We start from the raw sequence: 21,055 nt of genomic DNA, 5'->3' as shown, positions 1-21,055 counted from the left end.
GCATGCGGAAGATGCCCCCTGACGAGACCACATGCCGTAAGTGCTGAGCGACGACTGCCGATCTGCCGGAAGTCCATTTTTGATGCCGCAATGATGTCAACGCGACCCGTTGGTGGACCAGCAATCAATCCATCGGTGTCTGCCGATACTTGCTGACATCACGCTCCATCACCGCCGGTGTGCTGTTGTTCCACGTATGCCGGATATAGCTGACCACCGCCGCGACATCGGCGTCGCTCAATTGCTGGGCGAATGGCGGCATCGAGTACGGTCGCGGGTTGGTGGTGGTCAGCGGCGCAAAGCCGCCCAGCAGAACTGCACGGGTCGCATTGATACCGCTTGGTTCGGTGACCGAAGAGTTGCCGTTGAGCGGTGGGTAGATGCCGGCCACGCCGTTGCCATCCTTGCCGTGGCAATCCGCGCAACGCTGCGTGTAGACCTTTTCACCCTGCACCACGAGTGCATTGGCATTGAACGCCGACGGTTCCTCCGGCGACGGTGCCCGCGCAGGCAGCGAATCCAGATAGATCGCCACCGCGCGCAGGTCGTCGTCGCTCATGTGCTGGGTACTGCTCGCCACCACGTCGGCCATCGGACCAAACGCAGTGCCTTTGGCAGACTGGCCGGTTTTCAGCAGGTCGACGACGTCCTGTTCGCTCCAGCCCTGCAGGCCGCCGTTCTGCCTCGTGCTCAGATCCAGCGCGTACCAGTTCTGTTGCGGGATCTGGCCGCCGGTCAGATGCACGTCCTGCGGTGTGCCGCCGAGCGAATCGCGCGCCGCATGGCATTCGTTGCAGTGACCCAGCCCCTGCACCAGATAGGCGCCACGGTTCCATCGCGCCGACTGCTTCGGATCCGGCTGGAACACGCCCTCCTTGAAGTAGAGTGCGCGCCACGCCGTCAGGCTGTTGCGCACGCTGTAGGGAAATTCCAGCGTCGATGCGGTGGGTGGCCTATGTACCGGCGGCAACGATTGCAGGTACGCGTACATGGCCAGCGCATCGTCGTGCGTCACCTTGGTATACGAGGTGTACGAGAACGCCGGATACAGCAGTTCACCATGCCGTCCTTTGCCATTGTGCAACGCCTGCCAGAAATCCTCGAAGCTCCAATGTCCCAGACCGGTGCCGCCATCCGGCGTGATGTTGGGTACCGCGATATTGCCGAACGGTGTAGCCAGCGCGCGGCCTCCGGCAAAGGCAGCACCGCCCTGCGCGGTATGACAACCGGCGCAGTCACCGACCGTGACCAGATATTGGCCGCGCGCGATCAAGGCTGGATCATGCAGCGTTGCAGCAGTCACCTTGCTCATGGCCGGTGATGTCGGCTGATGACCTCCACCGAAGAAAAACCAGCCCAGCAGCAACACGATCAACACCACGATCAGCAACAACAGTCGACGCAACCATTTCATGTGCCGTCTCCCGTCGCACCAAGCACACCGCACGGCAACGGCGGCGTCACCGAGCCGGCCATCTGTGCATGCGTGTCGGCCGGCAACTGGCGACTGGCCAGCGCAGCCGCCACTGCGGTGATATCCGAATCACTCAGCCGGTTGGCCACCACCGCCATGCAGTCCGGCGCCACCGTGCCGCGGGTGCGCGTGCGCCAGGAGCCCAGCTGCGCACTGATGTAGTCATACGGCAAACCCACCAGTCCCGGCGTGGACGGCTGCACGCCGGTCAACTGGCTGCCGTGGCAACTGGCGCACGCGGGGATCTTGTTCGCAGGATCGCCCTTGCTGACCAGCTGTTCGCCCCGCTGCAGGGTGGCCGCGGAAACCGGCGGCAACGGTGAACGGCTGTAGGGCACCTGCTGCGCCGCAAAGTATTCGGCGATCTCCTGCATGTACGCCGGGCTCAGCTGGCGCACGGTGTATTCCATCGGCGCGTACTTGCGCAGGCCGTTCCGGAAATCCTGCATCTGGCGCGCCAAGTAAGCCGCCGGTTTGCCGGCCAGGCGCGGGAAATAGCCGCTGCCCGGCGTGCCTTCGCCATGCACGCCATGGCAGGTGGTGCAGGCGGCGATGCGTTGCTGCAAGGTATCTGGAATCGGTGGCGCATCGGCAGCTCGGAGTGGAGCGCCGAACAGCATGGCGGCCACAAGCAGGACCACAGCACCGAATGGCTTGGCAGGACACAGGCTGGCATTCGTGTTCATCGTGCGATTGTACGCGCGCGGCAGCTGATGATCGGTCACGCGTGGCGCTAAGCTGGTGCTTCGCGACAACATGCCGCATTCGTCGAACCCGGGGGTTACCGTGAGCCGTCCAGCCGTCTGTCTAGCCGCACTCGTCACTGCCCTGCTCGCCGCCCCGGCCAGCGCCGCCGCGGCCACACCGCCCACGGCCACCTACGCATCGATCGCGCAACTGCAGCAGCGCATGGATGCCGGCACGCTCGACAGCCGTCAGCTGACCCGGCAATTTCTCGAACGCATCCGGCAGATCGATCAGTCCGGCCCTGCCCTGCATGCGGTGCTCGCGACGAACCCCGACGCACTGCAGCTTGCCGCGGCGCTCGACACGGCACGGCGTAGCAAGACACGCAGTCCGCTGTATGGCATTCCGGTACTGCTCAAGGACAATATCGACACCGGCGATCGCATGCTCACCACGGCCGGCTCGCTTGCGCTCACCGATGCATCTGCACCCCACGACGCCGCACTGGTGGAACGCCTGCGCAAGTCGGGCGCACTGGTCATGGGCAAGACCAATCTCAGCGAATGGGCAAATTACCGTTCCAGCAATGCCAGTAGTGGCTGGAGCGGAGTCGGCGGACAAACACGCAATCCGTACGCGCTCGACCGCAACCCATGCGGCTCGAGTGCAGGCTCGGCGGCAGCCGTGGCGGCCGGACTCGTCACGGTGGCGATCGGCACCGAAACCGACGGCTCGATCATCTGCCCGGCCTCGATGAACGGCATCGTCGGGATCAAACCCACCCTGGGGCTGGTCAGCCGCAACGGCATCGTGCCGATCAGCCACAACCAGGACACCGCCGGTCCGCTGGCACGCAACGTGGCTGATGCCGCCGCGCTGCTGAGCGTGATCGCCGGCAGCGACCCGCGTGACCCGGCTACCGCGGACGCCGACAAACATGCCACTGACTACACCCGTTCGCTCGATCCGAATGGCCTGAAGGGCAAGCGTATCGGCGTGGTGCGTCAGCTGGCCGGCGCCGAGCCGAACGCGGACCGCGTGCTTGAGCAGGCGATTGCGACGATGAAGGCGCAAGGCGCGATCATCGTCGATCCGGTAACGCTGCCACACCTCAGCGAATTGGGCGCGCAGGAATCGACAGTGCTGCAGTACGACTTCAAGCACGATATCAACGCTTACCTCGCCACCCGCACCGGCTTGAAGGTGCATACGCTGGCCGACCTGATCGCGTTCGACCAGCGCGAGGCCGCACGCGAGATGCACTGGTTCGGGCAGGAACTGTTCGAGCGGGCCGAGGCGAAGGGGCCGCTTACGGAAAAGGCATACACCGATGCATTGACGAAGGCGAAGCAGCTGGCCGGCCCGGACGGCATCGACGCCGCGCTGGCAAAGGATCATCTGGACGCGTTGCTGGCGCCGTCGCAAGGGCCAGCCTTCGTCACGGATCCGATCCTCGGCGACCATATCCTCAGCGGTGACCCGACCATTGGTGGAGCCTCACAACCTGCCGCGGTGGCCGGTTATCCCTCGATCACCGTGTCGGCTGGCTGGACCCACGGCCTGCCGATCGGCATTGTGCTGTTCGGCGCGAAATGGAGCGAGCCGACGCTGATCTCGATCGCCTACGGTTTCGAGCAGCACAGCCAAGCATGGCAGCCACCGAAGTTTCTCGACACCGTGGAAGGCACGCCGCAACTCGCCGGCAGTCCGTAAATCTCCCCAAATCGGCCACACGTCTGACCGGCACGTCACCCTGTTCAGCCTCGTGGACACGACAGACTGCGGAAGTCGTTGGCGCAAATGGCTCCAAGCGTCGTCACGACCAACTCCTTCCCTCGACCCACGGGCCATCCGCATGGATAACTGCATGAAACGATCCGTTTGCCGTCTGCTGATCGGCGTAGCTGCGATCACCGCATTGTCAGCCCACGCCGAAGAACCCAGCTGGCACCAGCCACACAAGCCATTCCGGGTTTACGGCAACACCTACTACGTCGGCACCGAGGGCCTCAGTGCCGTCCTGATCACCTCGCCACAGGGAAACATCCTGATCGACGGCACCCTGCAGCGTAATGCGCCACTGATCGAAGCGAATATCCGTGCGCTTGGATTCCGTGTCGAGGATATTCGCGTGATTCTGAACTCGCATGCGCATTCAGATCATGCGGGCGCCATCGCCGAACTGGCGCGTGTCAGCGGCGCCCAGGTACGTGCCAGTTCGGCGGGTGCGCGCGCGCTGATGGCCGGTGGCAACGATCCGGAAGATCCGCTATTCGGCGAAGCAATACCCTATCCACCCGTCACCCATGTTGGCGTGGTGCCCGACGGCGGCACGGTACGTGTGGGCAACATCACCCTGACGGCGCACTACACGCCGGGGCACACTACGGGCAGTACCTCATGGACCTGGCGTTCGTGCGAACAGGGTCGCTGCCTGTCCATGGTCTATGCCGACAGTCTCACTGCCATCAGCGCGGGCGGTTTCCGTTTCAGCGACGATGCCACGCATACACATCGCGTGGAGGATTTCCGTCACTCCCTGGCGACGGTTACCGCGCTGCCTTGCGACATCCTGATGGTTCCGCATCCCGACGCCATCGACTTCATGGACAAGGTGGCGGCACGCGATCGGGGACAGCAGCCGGATCCGCTGATCGACCCGCAGGCCTGTCAGGCGTATGCCGCCGCAGCAGGTCTCAAGCTCGAAGCGCGCCTGGCCCGGGAGCAACAGCAGACGCATGCCGCGCATTAGACATGCGGCGCAGCTGCCTTCGCACCATGCACGTCAGGCCATCCCGCCCGACTTGCGCACGATCAGCATCGCCAGCTCCAGCGACTGCTCGTAGTTGAGGCGTGGATCGACCATCGACTTGTAGGCACGATCGAGATCCGTCTCGGACAGATCACGCGCGCCGCCCATGCACTCGGTGACGTCTTCGCCAGTCAGCTCCAGGTGCACGCCACCCAATCGCGTACCGGCGGCGGCATGGATATCGAACGCCTGGTCAAGTTCGCCGCGGATATTGTCGAAGCGCCGCGTCTTGTAACCGTTCGAGGTGCTCTCGGTGTTGCCGTGCATCGGATCGGCGACCCACAGCACGCGGCGACCCTCGCGCTTCACCGCCTCCAGCAGCGGCGGCAGTGCGCTGGCGATCTTTGCATTGCCCATGCGGTGGATCAGGGTCAACCGCCCCGGTTCGTCCTGCGGGTTCAATGCATCGATCAGCGGCAGCAGCTGCGCCGGCGTTACCGAGGGTCCAACTTTCACTGCGATCGGATTGCGGATGCCACGGAAATATTCCACGTGCGCGCCGTCCAGCGCGGCGGTGCGCATGCCGATCCAGGGAAAATGCGTGGACAGGTTGAAGAAGCCGGGATGACGTGGCACCTGCCGCGTCAACGCTTGCTCGTAATGCAGCAGCAGCGCCTCGTGCGAGGTGAAGAAATCCACCTTGGAGAACCCGGCGATCGGTCCGGCCAGTGTCTCCATGAAGCGCAGCGAATCGCCGATGCCGGCGACCATCTGGCGGTATTCGGCAGCCAGCGGCGAATGCTCGACCCAGGCCAGGTCCCAGTATTCCGGGTGATGCAGATCCGCGAAGCCGCCGTCGATCAGCGCGCGCACGAAGTTCATGGTCAGTGCCGAATGCGCATGCGCCTGGATCAGCCGCTGCGGATCGGGACGACGAGCCGCCGCGGTGAACTCGGGGCCGTTGACCACGTCGCCGCGAAAACTGGGCAGTGTCTGTCCGTCGCGAGTCTCACTGTCGGTCGAGCGTGGCTTGGCGTACTGGCCGGCAAAGCGGCCCACGCGCAACACCGGCTTCTTCAGCCCGTGCACCAGCACCAGGCTCATCTGCAGCAGCACTTTCAGCCGGTTGGAAATGATCGGGCTGGTGCAGTCGGCAAAGCTTTCCGCGCAATCACCGCCCTGCAGCAGGAAGCGCTGCCCCTCTTGTGCCTCGGCCAGCGACTGCTTCAGCGCCAGCACCTCCCAGGAAGTCACCAGTGGTGGCAGCTGGGCCAGCTGGGCACCGGCCGCAGCCAGCTCGGCCGCATCCTCATACTGCGGTTGCTGCAACGCCACGTGCCGCTGCCACGAATCGGGAGCCCACTGGCTGGGAACGGAGATGTTGGGCAAACCGGCGTTCATGGGTACGGCCTTGATCACGGTGGAAGCATTCATTTCTTCTGGACCTGGCGACGCGTGGCCACGATCGCCAGCACGGCCAGCACAATGAACCAGAGCAGGGTCCAGGCCGGCATCGGCAGGCCAAGGATTGGCTCAACCTTCGCGCATTCGCCGGAACCGGTGAACACCAGCTGCAGCACCTTGGCGAATGGAAACGCGCTGAACAGATAGTCCAGCGGTGGCCCGCAGGAAGGGATCTGATCAGCTGGCAGTGACTGGATCCACAGATGCCGCCCCGCCACGGCGATGCCGAACAGCGATCCAAGCAGCGCACCACCGGCATACACCCAGCGCAAGCCGCCACGCGGCGCGTGCAACGCGCCCAGCAGAAAGAAAAATGCCATCACGATGAAGGCCACGCGCTGGAAGATGCACAGCGGACACGGAAACATGCTCCAGTGATATTCGGCAAACAGCGCAAAGCCCAGCAGGCTTGCACAGATCAGGAAGCCTGCGAAAAAACTGACGCGGTACGACCAGCGAAATGGATTCATAACGTTTTGCTGCGTTGCGGAACAATGACATTACCTGTTCATCGACGCGCTGTCAGCAGGATTGCGGGATTCATCGGAAAATTTGCGGTCGATTGCCGCCACAAAGCAAGAACCCGGCAGGTTGCCCGGCCGGGTTCTTGTGCATGGACGTCTGAACGCCTGTGCGAGCGGGTCTCCCCGAACGGCTTATTCGGCGTCGACTGCCTCGACCTGCGGGCGACCGACCAGCTCGACATAAGCCATCGGCGCATTGTCGCCGGGACGGAAACCGCACTTGAGGATGCGCAGGTAGCCGCCGGGACGCTCGCTGTAACGCGGGCCCAGCTCGACGAACAGCTTGCCGACCGCTTCCTTGTCACGCAGGCGCGAGAAAGCCAGGCGGCGGTTTGCAACGCCGTCGGTCTTGGCGAGCGTGATCAGCGGTTCGGCGACGCGGCGAAGTTCCTTCGCCTTCGGCAAGGTGGTACGGATCAGCTCATGCTTGATCAGCGACGAGGCCATGTTCTTGAACATCGCTTCGCGGTGGCTGCTGGTGCGGTTGAGCTTGCGACCGGATTTTTGGTGGCGCATGGCAATAACTCTCTATCTGTTGTTATGAAAAGCCGGCACTCAGGTCCGACTTCCCGCGGTTACCCGCTATTAGGAGCCTCTGTGGAACGGGCTCTCATGAGAAGTGCGGCCATGGATGGCCGCTTCTGGCACCTGGCGAGAGAGCTAAGCCCAAACTCGCCAGTGCGCCGGTATCGCTGCGATCATGCTTGACCGCAAAAACAACTCATCAACCCAACTGCATACCGTGCGAAAGGCCCGGCGGCGGCCAATTTTCGAGCTTCATGCCGAGTGCGAGGCCACGACCGCCAAGGACGTCCTTGATTTCGGTCAGCGACTTCTTGCCCAGGTTCGGCGTCTTCAGCAGCTCGACTTCGGTCTTCTGTACCAGATCGCCGATGTAGTAGATGCTCTCGGCCTTCAGGCAGTTAGCCGAACGCACGGTGAGCTCCAGATCGTCGATCGGACGCAGCAGCAGCGGATCGAAACCGCTCTTCTCGGCCTTGTCGGTGGCACTCTCGCGACGCGAGAAATCACCGAACACCGACAGCTGGTCGTTGATGATTTCGGCGGCCTTGCGAACCGCGTCTTCCGCACCAATCGTTCCATTGGTCTCGATATCGAGAACCAGCTTGTCGAGGTTGGTGCGCTGCTCGACACGAGCGGCGTCCACTTCGTAAGCCACACGCAGCACCGGCGCGAACGACGCGTCCAGCTGCAGGCGACCGATCGGACGTGCCTCATCATCCGGATGCTGGCGCGTACTGGCCGGCTGGTAGCCGACGCCACGGCGCACCTTCAGGCGCATGTTGAGCGCGATGTCCTTGGTCAGGTGGCAGATCACGTGCTCGGGGTTGATGATTTCCACCGAGTGGTCGACGACGATGTCGCCAGCCGTGACCACGCCCTTGCCCTTCTTGGACAAGGTCAGGGTGACTTCATCGCCGGTATGCTGACGAATCGCCACATCCTTGAGGTTGAGCAGGACTTCAATGACGTCCTCCTGCAGGCCTTCCAGGGTGGTGTATTCGTGCAGCACGCCATCGATTTCGACCTCGACGATGGCACTGCCAGGGATCGAGGAGAGCAGCACGCGACGCAGCGCGTTGCCCAGGGTATGGCCGAAGCCACGCTCGAGCGGCTCGACCACCACCTTGGCGCGGTTGGCTCCGAGCTGTTCGACGCTGAGGCCTCGTGGCCGCAGCACACTAGTTGACGAAACTGCCATGCAGAGCTCCGGTAATTACTTCGAGTAAAGCTCGACGATCAATGCTTCATTGATGTCGGACGGCAGATCACCGCGATCCGGCACCGACTTGAACGTGCCTTCAAATTTCTTGGCATCGACTTCGACCCAGATCGGACGCAGGTCCATGGTGTCGAAAACGGTCGCCGCTTCCTGCACGCGCAGCTGGGTGCGCGCCTTTTCGGTCAATGCGATCGCATCGCCCGGGCGGACCTGGTACGAAGGAATGTTCACCTTCTTGCCGTTCACCAGGATCGCCTTGTGGGCAACCAGCTGGCGGGCCTGGGCGCGGGTCACCGCGAAGCCCATGCGATAGACGACGTTGTCCAGACGGCTTTCGAGCAGGCGCAGCAGGTTCTCACCGGTGTTGCCCTTGAGGGTCGACGCCTTGGTGTAGTAGTTGCTGAACTGACGCTCAAGCACACCGTAGATGCGCTTGACCTTCTGCTTCTCACGCAGCTGCACGGCATAGTCGGACATGCGCATGCGCTTGTTCGCGCCATGCTGGCCGGGCTTGTTTTCCAGTTTGCACTTGGAGTCCAGCGCGCGCGCCGGGCTCTTCAGGCTGAGATCTGCACCCTCACGACGGGCGAGTTTGCAGGTAGCTCCACGATAACGGGCCATGGGTATGCTCCTTAGACTCGACGCTTCTTGGGGGGACGGCAGCCGTTATGCGGAATCGGCGTGACATCGATGATGTTGAGCACCTTGTAGCCCAACGCGTTCAGCGAACGCACCGCCGACTCGCGACCCGGGCCTGGGCCCTTGATGCGCACTTCGACAGTCTTCACGCCGTAGTCGCCAGCAGCACGGCCAGCCTTTTCGGCGGCAACCTGCGCAGCGAACGGGGTCGACTTGCGCGAGCCACGGAAACCGGCGCCGCCGGCAGTAGCCCACGACAAGGCATTGCCCTGGCGATCGGTGATGGTAACGATGGTGTTGTTGAAGGAGGCCTGCACGTGGGCCACGGCATCCGTGACAACGCGCTTGATCTTCTTCTTGGTCTTGACCGGCTTAGCCATATTCGGAATCCGTTACTTCTTGATCGCGCGACGGGGACCCTTGCGGGTACGTGCGTTGGTACGCGTGCGCTGGCCGCGCACCGGCAGGCCGCGACGGTGGCGCAGGCCACGGTAGCAACCCAGGTCCATCAGACGTTTGATGGCCATGCCCACCTCACGGCGCAGATCGCCTTCGACGGTGTACTTGGCGATTTCGTGGCGGATCTTCTCCACCTCGCCTTCACTGAGGGACTTGATCTGGGTGGTGGGAACCACGCCAGCATCCACGCAGACCTTCTTGGCTCGGCTGCGGCCGATACCGTAAATGCTCTGCAGACCAACCCAGACATGCTTCTGGACCGGCAAATTGACACCCGCGATGCGCGCCATGATGTACTTTCTCCGATGCTTTCGTGCGCGGTAAACGCGCAATTCTAACCTGAATTACCCTGACTGGAAAGCCCTGCGACACCGCGGTGCCGCCACTTCCCCACTATGACCAACCCGTTGGCAGCCTCAGCTGCGGCGCAGGTTGGCCTTCTTGAGCAGACTCTCGTACTGGTGACTGACCAGATGCGCCTGCACCTGAGCCGTGAAATCCATCACCACCACCACCACGATCAGCAGCGACGTGCCACCGAAATAGAACGGCACATGCCAGGCCTGCTGCATGAACGATGGCACCAGACATACCAGTACCAGATACAACGCGCCGACACCCGTGAGGCGAGTCATCACCGCATCGATGTAGCTGGCCGTCGCCTTGCCCGGACGAATGCCCGGAATCAGCGCACCCGACCGCTTGAGGTTGTCGGCCGTCTCGTCGGCGTTGAACACGATCGCCGTGTAGAAAAACGCAAAACCGATCACCAGCACCGCAAAGATAATGTCGTACAGCGGATTGCCCGGGCTCAGCGACTGCGTCAGATCCTGCAACCAGCGCGATTGCTGTCCGGTACTGAACCAGCTGACCGCCGTTGCCGGGAACATCAGCAGACTCGAGGCGAAGATCGGCGGAATCACGCCTGCCATGTTGATCTTGAGCGGCAAACTCGAACTCTGGTTCATGTAGGCCTTCTGCCCACCCGAACGCCGCGCGTAGTTCACCGTAATGCGCCGCTGCGCACGCTCCATGAACACCACGAAAGCGGTCACACCGAGCACCAGGACAAGCACCGAGAGCAGCATGATCAGCGTCAGCTCACCGTTGTTGGCCATGCCCAGCGTATGCACCACTGCGCCCGGCAGACCGGCGACGATGCCCGCGAAGATCAGCAGCGAAATACCGTTGCCGATGCCGCGCTCGGTCATCTGCTCACCCAGCCACATCAGGAACATCGTGCCGGCAGTAAGCCCGACCACGGACGACATGATGAAACCGAAGCCCGGCGTATAGACCACCGGCGCGCCACCCGCCGCCACCTGGTTCTGCAACGCCACCGCGATGCCGAACGACTGGAACGCTGCCAGACCCACCGTGGCATAACGCGTATACATCGTCATCTTGCGCTTGCCGGCCTCGCCTTCCTTGCGCAGTCCCTGCAATCCGGGAAGCACCGAGCCCATCATCTGGAACACGATCGACGCCGAAATGTACGGCACCACGCCGAGCGCGAATACCGAGAACCGCGCCAGCGCACCACCCGAGAACATGTTGAACATGTCCATCAGGCCGTTGCCGTTGACCAGGCTGGTCATCGCTTCCGGATTGACGCCCGGAACCGGAATGAACGAGCCGAGGCGGAACACCATCAACGCACCGATCACGAAGAAGATGCGCTGACGAAGCTCCGTCAGCTTGCCGAGCTTGCCGAGTGCATTGCCCTTGGCTGCAGCCACCGTCGATTACTCCACGCTGCCGCCGGCCGCCTCGATGGCTGCCTTGGCGCCGGCAGTAGCCAGCAGACCAGACAACTTCACCGCACGACCGATTTCACCCTTGAGAACCACCTTGACCTTCTTCGCGCGGCTGCTGATCAGGCCAGCCTGATGCAGCGCGACGACGTCGATCACGTCAGCCTTGAGATGGGCCAGCTGATACAGGAACACTTCCTGGCTCTCGGCCTTCTTCAGCGAGCGGAAGCCGACCTTCGGCAACCGGCGCTGCAGCGGCATCTGGCCGCCTTCGAAACCATACTTGTGGGTACCACCGGCGCGGGCGTGCTGACCCTTGTGTCCGCGACCGGCGGTCTTGCCCATGCCCGAACCGATGCCGCGACCGACGCGCAGGCGCGTCTTGTGCGAACCGGCGGCCGGCTGAATGTCATTCAAACGCATGATGCTTACTCCTCGACCCGGACCAGGTAATAGACCGTGTTGATCAGGCCACGCACCTGCGGGCTGTCCTTCAGTTCACGGACGTCGTTGATCTTGCCCAGACCCAGAGCTTTCACGCTCAGGCGATGGCGTGCCTGCACGCCGCGCAGGCCCTTGACCAGGCGCACGCGCACGGTCTTCTCGGCGGTTTGTTGAGACTTAGCCATTGCCCAGCACCTCATCCAGAGTCTTGCCACGCTTGGCGGCGATCTTCTTGGGCGAGGCCACTGCCTGCAGGCCCTTGATGGTGGCGCGCACCAGATTGATCGGGTTGCGCGAACCGACGGCCTTGGCCAGCACGTTCTTCACACCGACCACTTCCAGCACGGCGCGCATGGCGCCACCGGCGATCACGCCAGTACCTTCCGAAGCGGGCTGCATGTACACGCGGGCTGCACCATGGTTGGCCTTGATGGCGTACCACAGGGTGCCGTTGTTCAGTTCGATGTTCACCATCTGGCGGCGGGCACGCTCCATCGCCTTGGAGATGGCGACAGGCACTTCACGCGCCTTGCCATAACCGAAGCCAACCTTGCCCTCGCCGTCGCCGACCACGGTCAGCGCGGTGAAGCTCATCTGGCGGCCACCCTTGACGGTCTTGGCCACGCGGTTGACGGCAATCAGCTTTTCGAGCAAGCCGTCCGAATTTTCGCGATCGTTAGAAGACATGTTCTTTTCCATGTGCCCGGCAAGGCCAGGACTTTTGCTTGCGGCTGAGCCGCTTGGAGTTGTAGGTAGTGCAGCGGGAATCAAGACTCGCCCGATTCCCAGGTAGTGCTTTTAGAACTTGAGGCCCGCTTCGCGCGCCGCATCGGCCAGCGCCTTGATGCGACCGTGAAAGCGGAAGCCGGAGCGATCAAATGCCACCGACTCGATGCCTGCAGCCATGGCGCGCTCGGCGACAGCCTTGCCCACCGCAGCAGCAGCAGTCAGGTTCTTGGTGCCCTTGAGGCCCTCGGCAACCGACTTCTGCACGGTGGAGGCCGCAGCCACCACGTTCACGCCGGAAGCGTCGAACACCTGCGCATAAATGTGCTGACCGGTGCGATGCACCGACAAGCGGGCCACAGCCAGCTTGCGGATATGGCTACGCGTGGACTTGGCGCGACGCAGGCGATTTTCGTTCTTGTTCATCTTGATATCTCCAGAAAGCGGATCGACTTGATTTCGCAGCTCTTGTGAGGAGTGCGGCCATGGATGGCCGCTTCCACACGCAGGGACTGCGTACTTAAGCCTTCTTGGCTTCCTTCAGCGTGATCTTCTCACCGGCATAACGCACACCCTTGCCCTTGTAGGGCTCCGGCGGGCGGAAGCCGCGAATCTTGGCCGCCACCTGGCCCACGACCTGCTTGTCGGCGCCCTTGATCAGGACTTCCGTCTGCGTCGGGGTTTCGATGCTGATGCCTTCCGGCGCCTCGAACACCACCGGGTGCGAAAAGCCCAGGCTCAGGCTCAGCGACTTGCCCTGCATGGCGACGCGGTAACCCACGCCGACCAGCTCGAGCTTGCGCTCATAACCGCTGGAAACACCGGTGACCATGTTGGCCAGCAGAGCACGCGCGGTACCGCCGAACTTGTCGTCGGTGCCCTCGGCGAGGCTGATGGTGGCAATGCCGTTGTCCACGGCGACGGTAACGCCCGGCAGGTGGTGCACGGACAGCGTGCCCTTCGGGCCCTTCACGGAGATCGCATCGGCAGCGACGGTCAGCTCCACGCCCTTCGGCAGGGAAATCGGTTGCTTGGCTACACGTGACATTGAATGACTCCTTATGCCACTTGGCCGATGACTTCGCCGCCCAGACCCTTGGCACGGGCCTGCGCATCGGTCAACAGACCAGCGGAAGTCGAGATGATCGAGATACCCAAGCCACCGAGGACCTTCGGCAGCTCGTCCTTGCCGCGGTACACACGCAGGCCGGAGCGGCTGACACGGGAAATGGTCTCGATGGCCGGCTGGCCCTCGAAATACTTGAGCTTGAGCTCGAGCACCGGCTTGCCTTCCTCGCTGGAAGTCTTGGCGTCGAGGATGTAGCCCTCGTTCTTGAGAAGATTGGCGATGGCCAACTTCAGTTTCGACGACGGCATACGAACGGCCGGCTTGCCCATAGCCTGGGCATTGCGGACGCGCGTGAACAGATCGGCGATGGGATCAGTCATGCTCATGAAAACATCCTTCAGAGTGCACCGATATCCGATAAAACCGGAAATCAATCAAATTGTGAGCCGACAAGACGCCGGCCTGCTTTGCGCAGACCGCCGACTATATCAGCATTTCCAGGTTTTGGCGAATTTCGATGCGGTAGTCGCATCAACGGCTGCACAAACAAGCAGCCGGGTGAGCCAGTCGCGGAACCTTGGCTCCGCAAACCGGCCCGTCTTTGGGTATTACCAGCTGGCCTTGCGCAGACCCGGCACGTCGCCGCGCATGGTCGCTTCACGCAGCTTGTTGCGGCCGAGACCGAACTTGGCGTATACGGCACGCGGGCGACCGGTCAATGCACAGCGGGTGCGCTGACGCACCGGGCTGGCATCGCGCGGCAGCTTCTGCAGCTTGGACTGGGCTTCCATCTTCTCCTCGTAGGAGGCCTTGGGGCTCAGCACAATCGCCTTCAGTTCAGCGCGCTTGGCAGCGAACTTCTGCGTGAGTTTGGTCCGCTTGATATCGCGGTTGACCATCGAGGTCTTTGCCATGGGTATCTCTCGCGTCTATCAGTTACGGAACGGGAAGCTGAACGCAGCCAGCAGGGCTTTCGCTTCTTCGTCGGTCTTGGCCGTGGTGGTGATGGAGATATCCATGCCACGCAGTGCATCGACCTGGTCGAAGTCGATCTCAGGGAAGATGATCTGTTCCTTGATACCGAAGTTGTAGTTGCCACGGCCGTCGAACGCCTTGCCCGAGACACCGCGGAAGTCACGCACGCGTGGCAGCGAGATGTTGATCAGGCGATCCATGAACTCCCACATCTGGGCGCGGCGCAAGGTCACCTTGCAGCCGATCGGCCAGCCATCGCGGATCTTGAACGAGGCCACGGAGACGCGAGCCTTGGTCGTGATCGGCTTCTGGCCGGAGATCTTGGCCATGTCGGCCACGGCGTTCTCCAGCACCTTCTTGTTGCCGGCGGCTTCGCCCACGCCCATGTTCAGCGTGATCTTGGTGATGCGGGGAACCTGCATCACGTTCTGGTAGCCGAACTGCTCAGTGAGCTTGGCAACTACCTTCTCTTTGTAGAAATTTTCGAGGCGGGTCATGATCGTGTTCCTTACGCGTCCACGACCTCGCCAGTCGAACGGAACACGCGGACCTTGCGCCCATCTTCGAGCGTTTTGGTGCCGACGCGTTCACCCTTGTTCGTGGCGGGGTTGAACAGCTGCACATTGGAGAGATGGATCGAGGCCTCACGCTCGACGATGCCACCAGCCTGGTTGGCCTGTGGATTCGGCTTGGTGTGGCGCTTGACCAGGTTCACGTTGGAGACGAACACACGCTCGCCTGCAACACGCAGCACATCGCCGCGCTGGCCCTTGTTCTTGCCGGTGATCACGAGGACCTGATCACCCTTGCGGATACGGTTCATTTCTTGACTCCGCTCAGAGCACTTCGGGAGCAAGCGAGACGATCTTCATGAACTTCTCGCTGCGCAGCTCGCGGGTGACCGGCCCGAAAATACGGGTGCCGATCGGCTCGAGCTTGTTGTTGAGGAGGACCGCTGCATTGCCGTCGAAACGGATCAGCGAACCATCGGGACGGCGCACACCCTTGGCAGTACGAACCACCACGGCGTTGTACACCTCGCCCTTCTTTACCTTGCCACGGGGAATCGCATCCTTCACGGTGACCTTGATGACATCACCGATCGCGGCGTAACGGCGCTTGGAGCCGCCGAGCACCTTGATGCACATCAATTCCTTTGCGCCGCTGTTATCCGCTGCGGAAAGCGTGCTTTGCATCTGGATCATGGCTGCACCCCCCCCTTAGACTTTGGCGCGCGTGATGATTTCAACCACGCGGTGATGTTTGGTCTTGGACAATGGACGGCACTCGGCGATACGCACGAGGTCACCCTCGTTTGCACCGAGATCGTCCTGCGCATGCAGCTTGGTCGAACGGCGGATGATCTTGCCGAGCAGCCAGTGCTGAACCTGACGCTCGACCAGCACGGTGACCGTCTTGTCCATCTTGTTGCTGGTGACCCGACCCTCGAGGGTACGCGTCTGCTTATCTGATTGAACCTGTGCTTCTTGAATCTGGTTAGCGCTCATGTCGGCCGTCCCTTACTTCTTGCTGCCGAGCACGAACTTCGTGCGGGCGATGTCACGCCGAACGCGGCGAAGCTGGTGCGGCTGAGTGAGCTGGCCGGAGCCCTTCTGCATGCGCAGATTGAACTGCTCCTTGCGCAGATCCAGCAGATGCTGGTTCAGCTCTTCGGCCGACTGGTTCTTGGTTTCTTTGGTGGCCATCACATCACCGCCCGGGTAACAAACTGGGTCTGCACAGACAGCTTCGCTGCCGCCAGACGGAACGCCTCGCGCGCCGTCAACTCGTCGACGCCCTCGATTTCATAGAGCATGCGACCAGGCTGGATCGGGGCGACCCAGAACTCGACGCTGCCCTTGCCGGCGCCCATTCGCACTTCGATCGGCTTCTTGGTGATCGGCTTGTCCGGGAACACGCGGATCCACAGCTTGCCGCCACGCTTGACGAAACGAGTGATGCAACGACGAGCGGCTTCGATCTGGCGTGCGGTTAGCGCGCCGTGGGTCGTTGCCTTCAGGCCGTACTCGCCGAAGCTGACGAGGTTGGAGCACTGTGCCAGACCGTCGTTACGGCCCTTGAACTGCTTGCGGTACTTGGTTCGCTTGGGTTGCAACATGGCAACTCTCCTTACTTCGCAGACCGCTCGCGGCGGCCGTCACCGGCCTCGCGACGCGAATCGTTACGACGACCTTCGCCACCTTCGCGGCGCGGCTGCGAGGACGGCTCGTCCTTCGACTCCTGGCCCACCTGGCTCAGGTCGAAGACCTCGCCCTTGTAGACCCACACCTTGATGCCGATGATGCCGTAGGTGGTCTTCGCCTCGGCGGTGCCGTAGTCGATGTCGGCGCGCAGCGTATGCAGCGGCACGCGACCCTCGCGGCTCCACTCGGAACGGGCGATCTCGGCACCGTTCAGACGACCGGACACGTTGATCTTGATGCCCAGCGCACCAAGGCGCATCGCGTTGCCGACCGAGCGCTTCATCGCGCGGCGGAACATGATGCGGCGCTCGAGCTGCTGCGCGATCGACTCGGCCACCAGCTGGGCGTCCAGCTCGGGCTTGCGCACTTCATTGACGTTGATGTGCGTCGGGACGCCCATCATGTCGCTGACTTCCTTGCGCAGCTTCTCGATATCCTCGCCCTTCTTGCCGATCACCACGCCCGGGCGGGCGGTGTGGATCGTCACGCGTGCGGTCTTGGCCGGACGCTCGATCTGGATCTTCGAGATGCCGGCAGCAGCCAGCTTCTTCTTCAGCATGTCGCGGACCTTGATATCGGCCACGAGATACTTGGCGTAATCGCCCTTGTTGGCGAACCACTTCGAGTTCCAGTCCTTGGCAATGCCGAGGCGGATACCGGTGGGATGAACTTTATGACCCATCGTCTATATCCTCGGTCAGTTACCAACAACCACAGTGATGTGGCTGGTGCGCTTGAGAATGCGCGAACCGCGGCCTTTGGCGCGGGCGTGCATGCGTTTCATCGCCGGACCTTCATCAACGAAGATGCTGGCCACTTTCAGCTCGTCGACGTCAGCACCGAGGTTGTTCTCGGCGTTGGCGACGGCCGACAGCAGCACCTTGCGGACAAGGTGCGCAGCCTTCTTGTTGGTGTAGGTGAGCACGTCGCTGGCCCGGCCCACGGGAAGCCCGCGGACGAGGTCAGCCACCAGGCGTGCCTTTTGCGCCGAAATGCGGGCGCCACGCAGGATCGCTTTGGCTTCAGTGCTCATCACTTGCCCTTCTTGTCGCCGACATGGCCCTTGAACGTACGGGTCACCGCGAACTCGCCGAGCTTGTGCCCGACCATGTTCTCGTTGATCAGTACGGGTACGTGCTGACGGCCGTTGTGAATAGCGATGGTCAAGCCAACCATTTCCGGCAGGATCATCGAGCGGCGCGACCAGGTCTTGATCGGGCGCTTGTTGTTGGCGGAAACCGCAGCTTCCACCTTCTTGACGAGGTGAAGGTCGACGAACGGACCTTTCTTCAGAGAGCGAGGCATGTCGGTTTCCTGTTACTTCGTACGACGACGCACGATGAACTGCTGCGTGCGCTTGTTGTTACGGGTCTTGTAGCCCTTGGCCGGCGTGCCCCACGGGCTGACCGGATGACGACCACCTGAAGTCTTGCCTTCACCACCACCGTGCGGATGGTCGACCGGGTTCATCACCACACCGCGAACGGTCGGGCGAATACCCAACCAGCGCTTCGCGCCAGCCTTGCCGAGCTTCTTCAGGCTGTGCTCGCCGTTGCCGACTTCACCGATCGTGGCGCGGCAGTCGACCGAGACGCGACGCATCTCGCCAGAGCGCAGACGCAACGTGGCGTAACCGGATTCGCGGGCCACCAGCTGCACCGAGGCACCGGCGCTGCGGGCGATCTGCGCACCCTTGCCCGGACGCAGCTCGATGCAATGGATCGTGCTGCCCATCGGGATGTTGCGCAGCTGCAGGCAGTTGCCGGCCTTGATCGGAGCTTCGCGACCCGACACCAGACGATCGTCCACCTGCACGCCCTTCGGCGCGATGATGTAACGACGCTCGCCATCGGCGTAGCACAGCAACGCGATGTGCGCGGTGCGGTTCGGATCGTATTCAATGCGCTCGACGCGGGCGGCGATGCCTTCCTTGTCACGCTTGAAATCGATGATGCGGTATTGCTGCTTGTGACCGCCGCCACGGTGACGCACCGTGATGCGACCGTGATGATTGCGACCGCCCGTCTTGGACTGCGACTCGGTCAACGCCGCGTACGGCGCGCCCTTGTGCAAGCCTTCCGTCTTGACGCTGACTGCGTCACGACGGCCCGGCGAGGTCGGCTTGTGGTTGATTAGTGCCATCTCACAAAACTCCTGGCTCAGGCCTTGGCGGACACGTCGATGGTCTGGCCATCGGCAAGACGCACGTAGGCCTTGCGCTTGCCCTGGCGGCTGCCAGCGCGGAAACGGAAGGACTTGACCTTGCCCTTGGTGTTGACGAGGTTCACCTGCTCGACCTTGACGTCGAACAGTTTTTCCACGGCAGCGCGGACATCGGCCTTGGTTGCCGTCGGGGCAACCACGAATACGTACTGGTTGTGCTCGGCCAGACGCGCCGATTTCTCGGAGATGTGCGGCGCGCGCAGCGTATCGAGAATGCGTTCGTTGTTCATGCCAGCCACTCCTCGATCTTCTTCACCGCCTCAACCGTGACCACCACGTGGTCGGAACCGACCAGGCTGACCGGGTTCAGGCCCATCACATCCAGTACATGGATATAGGGAATGTTGCGGGCGGCCAGGAACACTGACTCGGAGACATCTTCCGACACCAGCAGCACGCGACCGGAAACTTCCAGCTCGGCCAGCTTGGCCACCATCGCGGAGGTCTTCGGCGTCTCGACGCCAAAGCTCTCGACGACCTTCAGGCGACCCTGACGGACCAGTTCGGAAAAGATCGAACGGATCGCGACACGGTAAGCCTTGCGGTTGACCTTCTGCTCATAGCTGCGCGGCTTGGCAGCGAACGTGCGGCCACCACCGACAAAGATCGGCGCACGGTAATCACCGTGACGGGCGCCGCCGCCCTTCTGCTTCTTGAATTTCTTGGTGGTACCGGACATCTCGCCGCGCGACAGCTGCGACTGGGTACCGGCACGGCCGGCCGCCTGGTAGGCGATCACGACCTGATGAACCAGGGCCTTCTTGTACTCACCGCCGAACACTTCGTCCGACACGCTGAGCGCTTGCTTGGTAGGCGATGACGCGCCAATAACATTGAGTTCCATGGCGTCTCTCCTCAGCTCTTCGTCGTCGGGCGGATGATGACGTCGCCACCGGTTGCACCCGGTACCGCACCCTTCACCGCGATCAGATGACGCTCGGCGTCGACCTTGACCACTTCCAGACCCTGCTGTGTGCGGTTCACTGCACCCATGTGGCCGGACATCTTCTTGCCCGGGAACACGCGGCCCGGCGTCTGGCGCTGACCGATGGAGCCCGGCGCGCGATGCGACAGCGAGTTACCGTGGGTGGCGTCACCCATCTTGAAGTTCCAGCGCTTGATCGTGCCCTGGAAGCCCTTGCCCTTCGACACGCCTGCAACGTCGACGATCTGGCCGACGGTGAACACGTCGTCTGCCTTGATCTCGCTGCCCACGGTGTACTTGCCGAGATCGTCGGCAGACACGCGGAATTCCCACAAGCCACGACCCGGCTCAACCTTGGCCTTCGCGTAATGACCCTTCAGCGGCTGCGTCAGCAGGTTCGCGCGCTTGCTGCCCGCGGAAACCTGGACGGCGCTGTAGCCATCGTTATCGTCCGTCTTCAACTGGGTCACGCGGTTCGGCGTCGCTTCAATCAGCGTCACCGGAATCGAGCGGCCATCTTCAGTGAAGAGTCGGCTCATGCCGCATTTGCGGCCAACCAATCCGATACTCATCTTCGTATCCTGTCTGTCGCTCAACCGAGCTTGATCTGAACATCGACGCCAGCGGCGAGATCAAGCTTCATGAGCGCGTCCACGGTTTTGTCGTTCGGGTCGACGATGTCGAGCACACGCTTGTGCGTACGGGTCTCGTACTGGTCGCGTGCATCCTTGTCGACGTGCGGCGACGTCAGAATGGTGTAACGCTCGATCTTGGTCGGAAGCGGGATCGGGCCGAGTACCGTGGCACCCGTGCGCTTTGCCGTCTCGACGATCTCGCTGGCCGAACGATCGATCAGACGATGATCGTACGCTTTCAGCCGAATCCGAATCTTCTGGTTCGCCATAACCGTGTCCTGTTGTCGAAAGAACGTAATGTGAAACGAAACGGCTTCTCACCGCCTCGCACAACCCTTTAGCACCACATCGGTAGCC

Annotated in this window: 33 protein-coding genes; 2 read left to right on the top strand and 31 right to left on the bottom strand. The window is 62.3% G+C overall.

The features are described 5' to 3' along the window. Positions 1-124 precede the first annotated feature (124 nt). Together B0E50_RS16230 and B0E50_RS16225 are read right to left on the bottom strand one after the other, a co-directional pair. The gene (locus tag B0E50_RS16230; protein ID WP_077442354.1) at positions 125-1,414 is read right to left on the bottom strand and encodes a cytochrome c; all 1,290 of its coding nucleotides are present in this window, start codon (positions 1,412-1,414) and stop codon (positions 125-127) included. Next, positions 1,411-2,160 (bottom strand): c-type cytochrome, encoded by a 750-nt coding sequence (locus tag B0E50_RS16225; RefSeq protein ID WP_077442654.1) that lies wholly within the window; start codon positions 2,158-2,160, stop codon positions 1,411-1,413. The genes B0E50_RS16230 and B0E50_RS16225 overlap by 4 nt, the downstream gene beginning before the upstream one ends. A 100-nt stretch (positions 2,161-2,260) precedes the next feature. Here B0E50_RS16225 and B0E50_RS16220 point away from each other — a divergent pair, with 100 nt between their 5' ends. Beyond that, positions 2,261-3,874 (top strand): amidase, encoded by a 1,614-nt coding sequence (locus B0E50_RS16220; protein WP_139350900.1) that lies wholly within the window; start codon positions 2,261-2,263, stop codon positions 3,872-3,874. 154 nt (positions 3,875-4,028) lie between these two features. Beyond that, positions 4,029-4,913, top strand: coding sequence for a subclass B3 metallo-beta-lactamase (bla, locus tag B0E50_RS16215; protein ID WP_077442353.1), 885 nt, complete (start codon positions 4,029-4,031; stop codon positions 4,911-4,913). A 33-nt stretch (positions 4,914-4,946) separates the two neighbouring features. On the opposite strand, the gene B0E50_RS16210 is transcribed toward bla, so the two are convergent. The 29 genes from B0E50_RS16210 to rpsJ form a co-directional block, all read right to left on the bottom strand. Next, a complete protein-coding gene (locus tag B0E50_RS16210) occupies positions 4,947-6,314 on the bottom strand; it encodes a 3-deoxy-7-phosphoheptulonate synthase class II (RefSeq protein ID WP_077442652.1) in 1,368 nt (455 codons plus the stop codon). 29 nt (positions 6,315-6,343) lie between these two features. Next, positions 6,344-6,847, bottom strand: a complete 504-nt coding sequence (locus tag B0E50_RS16205) for a disulfide bond formation protein B (protein WP_077442352.1) — start codon at positions 6,845-6,847, stop codon at positions 6,344-6,346. A gap of 186 nt (positions 6,848-7,033) precedes the next feature. After that, the gene (rplQ, locus tag B0E50_RS16200; RefSeq protein WP_077442351.1) at positions 7,034-7,417 is read right to left on the bottom strand and encodes a 50S ribosomal protein L17; all 384 of its coding nucleotides are present in this window, start codon (positions 7,415-7,417) and stop codon (positions 7,034-7,036) included. A gap of 208 nt (positions 7,418-7,625) precedes the next feature. Continuing rightward, positions 7,626-8,624: a DNA-directed RNA polymerase subunit alpha gene (gene rpoA / locus B0E50_RS16195; RefSeq protein ID WP_056714883.1), complete on the bottom strand. Its 999-nt coding sequence runs from the start codon at positions 8,622-8,624 to the stop codon at positions 7,626-7,628. A 15-nt stretch (positions 8,625-8,639) separates the two neighbouring features. Beyond that, positions 8,640-9,266, bottom strand: coding sequence for a 30S ribosomal protein S4 (gene rpsD, locus B0E50_RS16190; protein WP_077442350.1), 627 nt, complete (start codon positions 9,264-9,266; stop codon positions 8,640-8,642). An 11-nt stretch (positions 9,267-9,277) separates the two neighbouring features. Then, a complete protein-coding gene (gene rpsK, locus B0E50_RS16185; RefSeq protein WP_007513384.1) occupies positions 9,278-9,664 on the bottom strand; it encodes a 30S ribosomal protein S11 in 387 nt (128 codons plus the stop codon). 12 nt (positions 9,665-9,676) lie between these two features. After that, a complete protein-coding gene (rpsM, locus tag B0E50_RS16180) occupies positions 9,677-10,033 on the bottom strand; it encodes a 30S ribosomal protein S13 (RefSeq protein WP_056386816.1) in 357 nt (118 codons plus the stop codon). A 126-nt stretch (positions 10,034-10,159) separates the two neighbouring features. Beyond that, positions 10,160-11,482 carry a preprotein translocase subunit SecY gene (secY, locus tag B0E50_RS16175; protein ID WP_077442349.1) on the bottom strand — a complete coding sequence of 441 codons (1,323 nt, stop codon included), beginning with the start codon at positions 11,480-11,482 and terminating at the stop codon, positions 10,160-10,162. A 6-nt stretch (positions 11,483-11,488) separates the two neighbouring features. Continuing rightward, positions 11,489-11,920: a 50S ribosomal protein L15 gene (gene rplO / locus B0E50_RS16170; RefSeq protein ID WP_077442348.1), complete on the bottom strand. Its 432-nt coding sequence runs from the start codon at positions 11,918-11,920 to the stop codon at positions 11,489-11,491. Positions 11,921-11,925: 5 nt separating this feature from the next. Continuing rightward, positions 11,926-12,126: a 50S ribosomal protein L30 gene (gene rpmD / locus B0E50_RS16165; protein ID WP_077442347.1), complete on the bottom strand. Its 201-nt coding sequence runs from the start codon at positions 12,124-12,126 to the stop codon at positions 11,926-11,928. Next, a complete protein-coding gene (rpsE, locus tag B0E50_RS16160) occupies positions 12,119-12,628 on the bottom strand; it encodes a 30S ribosomal protein S5 (protein ID WP_077442651.1) in 510 nt (169 codons plus the stop codon). Before rpsE ends, rpmD begins: the two co-directional genes overlap by 8 nt. A 111-nt stretch (positions 12,629-12,739) precedes the next feature. After that, positions 12,740-13,099, bottom strand: a complete 360-nt coding sequence (gene rplR, locus B0E50_RS16155; RefSeq protein WP_174575059.1) for a 50S ribosomal protein L18 — start codon at positions 13,097-13,099, stop codon at positions 12,740-12,742. Between the two features lie 88 nt (positions 13,100-13,187). Next, positions 13,188-13,715 carry a 50S ribosomal protein L6 gene (gene rplF, locus B0E50_RS16150; protein WP_077442345.1) on the bottom strand — a complete coding sequence of 176 codons (528 nt, stop codon included), beginning with the start codon at positions 13,713-13,715 and terminating at the stop codon, positions 13,188-13,190. Positions 13,716-13,726: 11 nt separating this feature from the next. Continuing rightward, positions 13,727-14,122 (bottom strand): 30S ribosomal protein S8, encoded by a 396-nt coding sequence (gene rpsH / locus B0E50_RS16145; protein WP_077442344.1) that lies wholly within the window; start codon positions 14,120-14,122, stop codon positions 13,727-13,729. Between the two features lie 222 nt (positions 14,123-14,344). Next, complete coding sequence (gene rpsN / locus B0E50_RS16140) at positions 14,345-14,650, bottom strand: 30S ribosomal protein S14 (protein WP_077442343.1); 306 nt, start codon at positions 14,648-14,650, stop codon at positions 14,345-14,347. 18 nt (positions 14,651-14,668) lie between these two features. Beyond that, positions 14,669-15,211: a 50S ribosomal protein L5 gene (rplE, locus tag B0E50_RS16135; protein WP_174575058.1), complete on the bottom strand. Its 543-nt coding sequence runs from the start codon at positions 15,209-15,211 to the stop codon at positions 14,669-14,671. Positions 15,212-15,219: 8 nt separating this feature from the next. Beyond that, complete coding sequence (gene rplX / locus B0E50_RS16130; protein WP_077442341.1) at positions 15,220-15,534, bottom strand: 50S ribosomal protein L24; 315 nt, start codon at positions 15,532-15,534, stop codon at positions 15,220-15,222. Positions 15,535-15,547: 13 nt separating this feature from the next. Then, a complete protein-coding gene (gene rplN, locus B0E50_RS16125) occupies positions 15,548-15,916 on the bottom strand; it encodes a 50S ribosomal protein L14 (RefSeq protein WP_007513359.1) in 369 nt (122 codons plus the stop codon). Between the two features lie 15 nt (positions 15,917-15,931). Next, positions 15,932-16,219 carry a 30S ribosomal protein S17 gene (gene rpsQ, locus B0E50_RS16120; protein WP_077442340.1) on the bottom strand — a complete coding sequence of 96 codons (288 nt, stop codon included), beginning with the start codon at positions 16,217-16,219 and terminating at the stop codon, positions 15,932-15,934. A gap of 12 nt (positions 16,220-16,231) precedes the next feature. Further along, positions 16,232-16,417, bottom strand: coding sequence for a 50S ribosomal protein L29 (rpmC, locus tag B0E50_RS16115; protein WP_077442339.1), 186 nt, complete (start codon positions 16,415-16,417; stop codon positions 16,232-16,234). Continuing rightward, a complete protein-coding gene (rplP, locus tag B0E50_RS16110) occupies positions 16,417-16,830 on the bottom strand; it encodes a 50S ribosomal protein L16 (RefSeq protein WP_056386829.1) in 414 nt (137 codons plus the stop codon). The genes rpmC and rplP overlap by 1 nt, the downstream gene beginning before the upstream one ends. A gap of 11 nt (positions 16,831-16,841) precedes the next feature. Beyond that, positions 16,842-17,597: a 30S ribosomal protein S3 gene (gene rpsC / locus B0E50_RS16105; protein WP_077442338.1), complete on the bottom strand. Its 756-nt coding sequence runs from the start codon at positions 17,595-17,597 to the stop codon at positions 16,842-16,844. Positions 17,598-17,612: 15 nt separating this feature from the next. Continuing rightward, positions 17,613-17,948: a 50S ribosomal protein L22 gene (gene rplV / locus B0E50_RS16100; protein ID WP_077442337.1), complete on the bottom strand. Its 336-nt coding sequence runs from the start codon at positions 17,946-17,948 to the stop codon at positions 17,613-17,615. Next, entirely contained in the window at positions 17,948-18,220 is a 273-nt protein-coding gene (gene rpsS, locus B0E50_RS16095; protein ID WP_007082178.1) for a 30S ribosomal protein S19, read from the bottom strand. Before rpsS ends, rplV begins: the two co-directional genes overlap by 1 nt. A gap of 12 nt (positions 18,221-18,232) precedes the next feature. After that, positions 18,233-19,057, bottom strand: a complete 825-nt coding sequence (gene rplB / locus B0E50_RS16090) for a 50S ribosomal protein L2 (RefSeq protein ID WP_077442336.1) — start codon at positions 19,055-19,057, stop codon at positions 18,233-18,235. 17 nt (positions 19,058-19,074) lie between these two features. Then, entirely contained in the window at positions 19,075-19,368 is a 294-nt protein-coding gene (rplW, locus tag B0E50_RS16085; RefSeq protein WP_077442335.1) for a 50S ribosomal protein L23, read from the bottom strand. Continuing rightward, positions 19,365-19,982 carry a 50S ribosomal protein L4 gene (rplD, locus tag B0E50_RS16080; RefSeq protein ID WP_077442334.1) on the bottom strand — a complete coding sequence of 206 codons (618 nt, stop codon included), beginning with the start codon at positions 19,980-19,982 and terminating at the stop codon, positions 19,365-19,367. Before rplD ends, rplW begins: the two co-directional genes overlap by 4 nt. 11 nt (positions 19,983-19,993) lie before the next feature. Further along, complete coding sequence (gene rplC, locus B0E50_RS16075; RefSeq protein ID WP_077442333.1) at positions 19,994-20,635, bottom strand: 50S ribosomal protein L3; 642 nt, start codon at positions 20,633-20,635, stop codon at positions 19,994-19,996. 20 nt (positions 20,636-20,655) lie between these two features. Beyond that, positions 20,656-20,967 (bottom strand): 30S ribosomal protein S10, encoded by a 312-nt coding sequence (rpsJ, locus tag B0E50_RS16070; RefSeq protein ID WP_007082173.1) that lies wholly within the window; start codon positions 20,965-20,967, stop codon positions 20,656-20,658. Positions 20,968-21,055 lie beyond the last annotated feature (88 nt).

It is taken from the genome of Rhodanobacter sp. C01 (assembly GCF_002001045.1).
GTDB lineage: Bacteria > Pseudomonadota > Gammaproteobacteria > Xanthomonadales > Rhodanobacteraceae > Rhodanobacter.
Note: the sequence above shows the minus strand (reverse complement) of the source record. Positions and strands in the feature narration are given on the sequence as shown.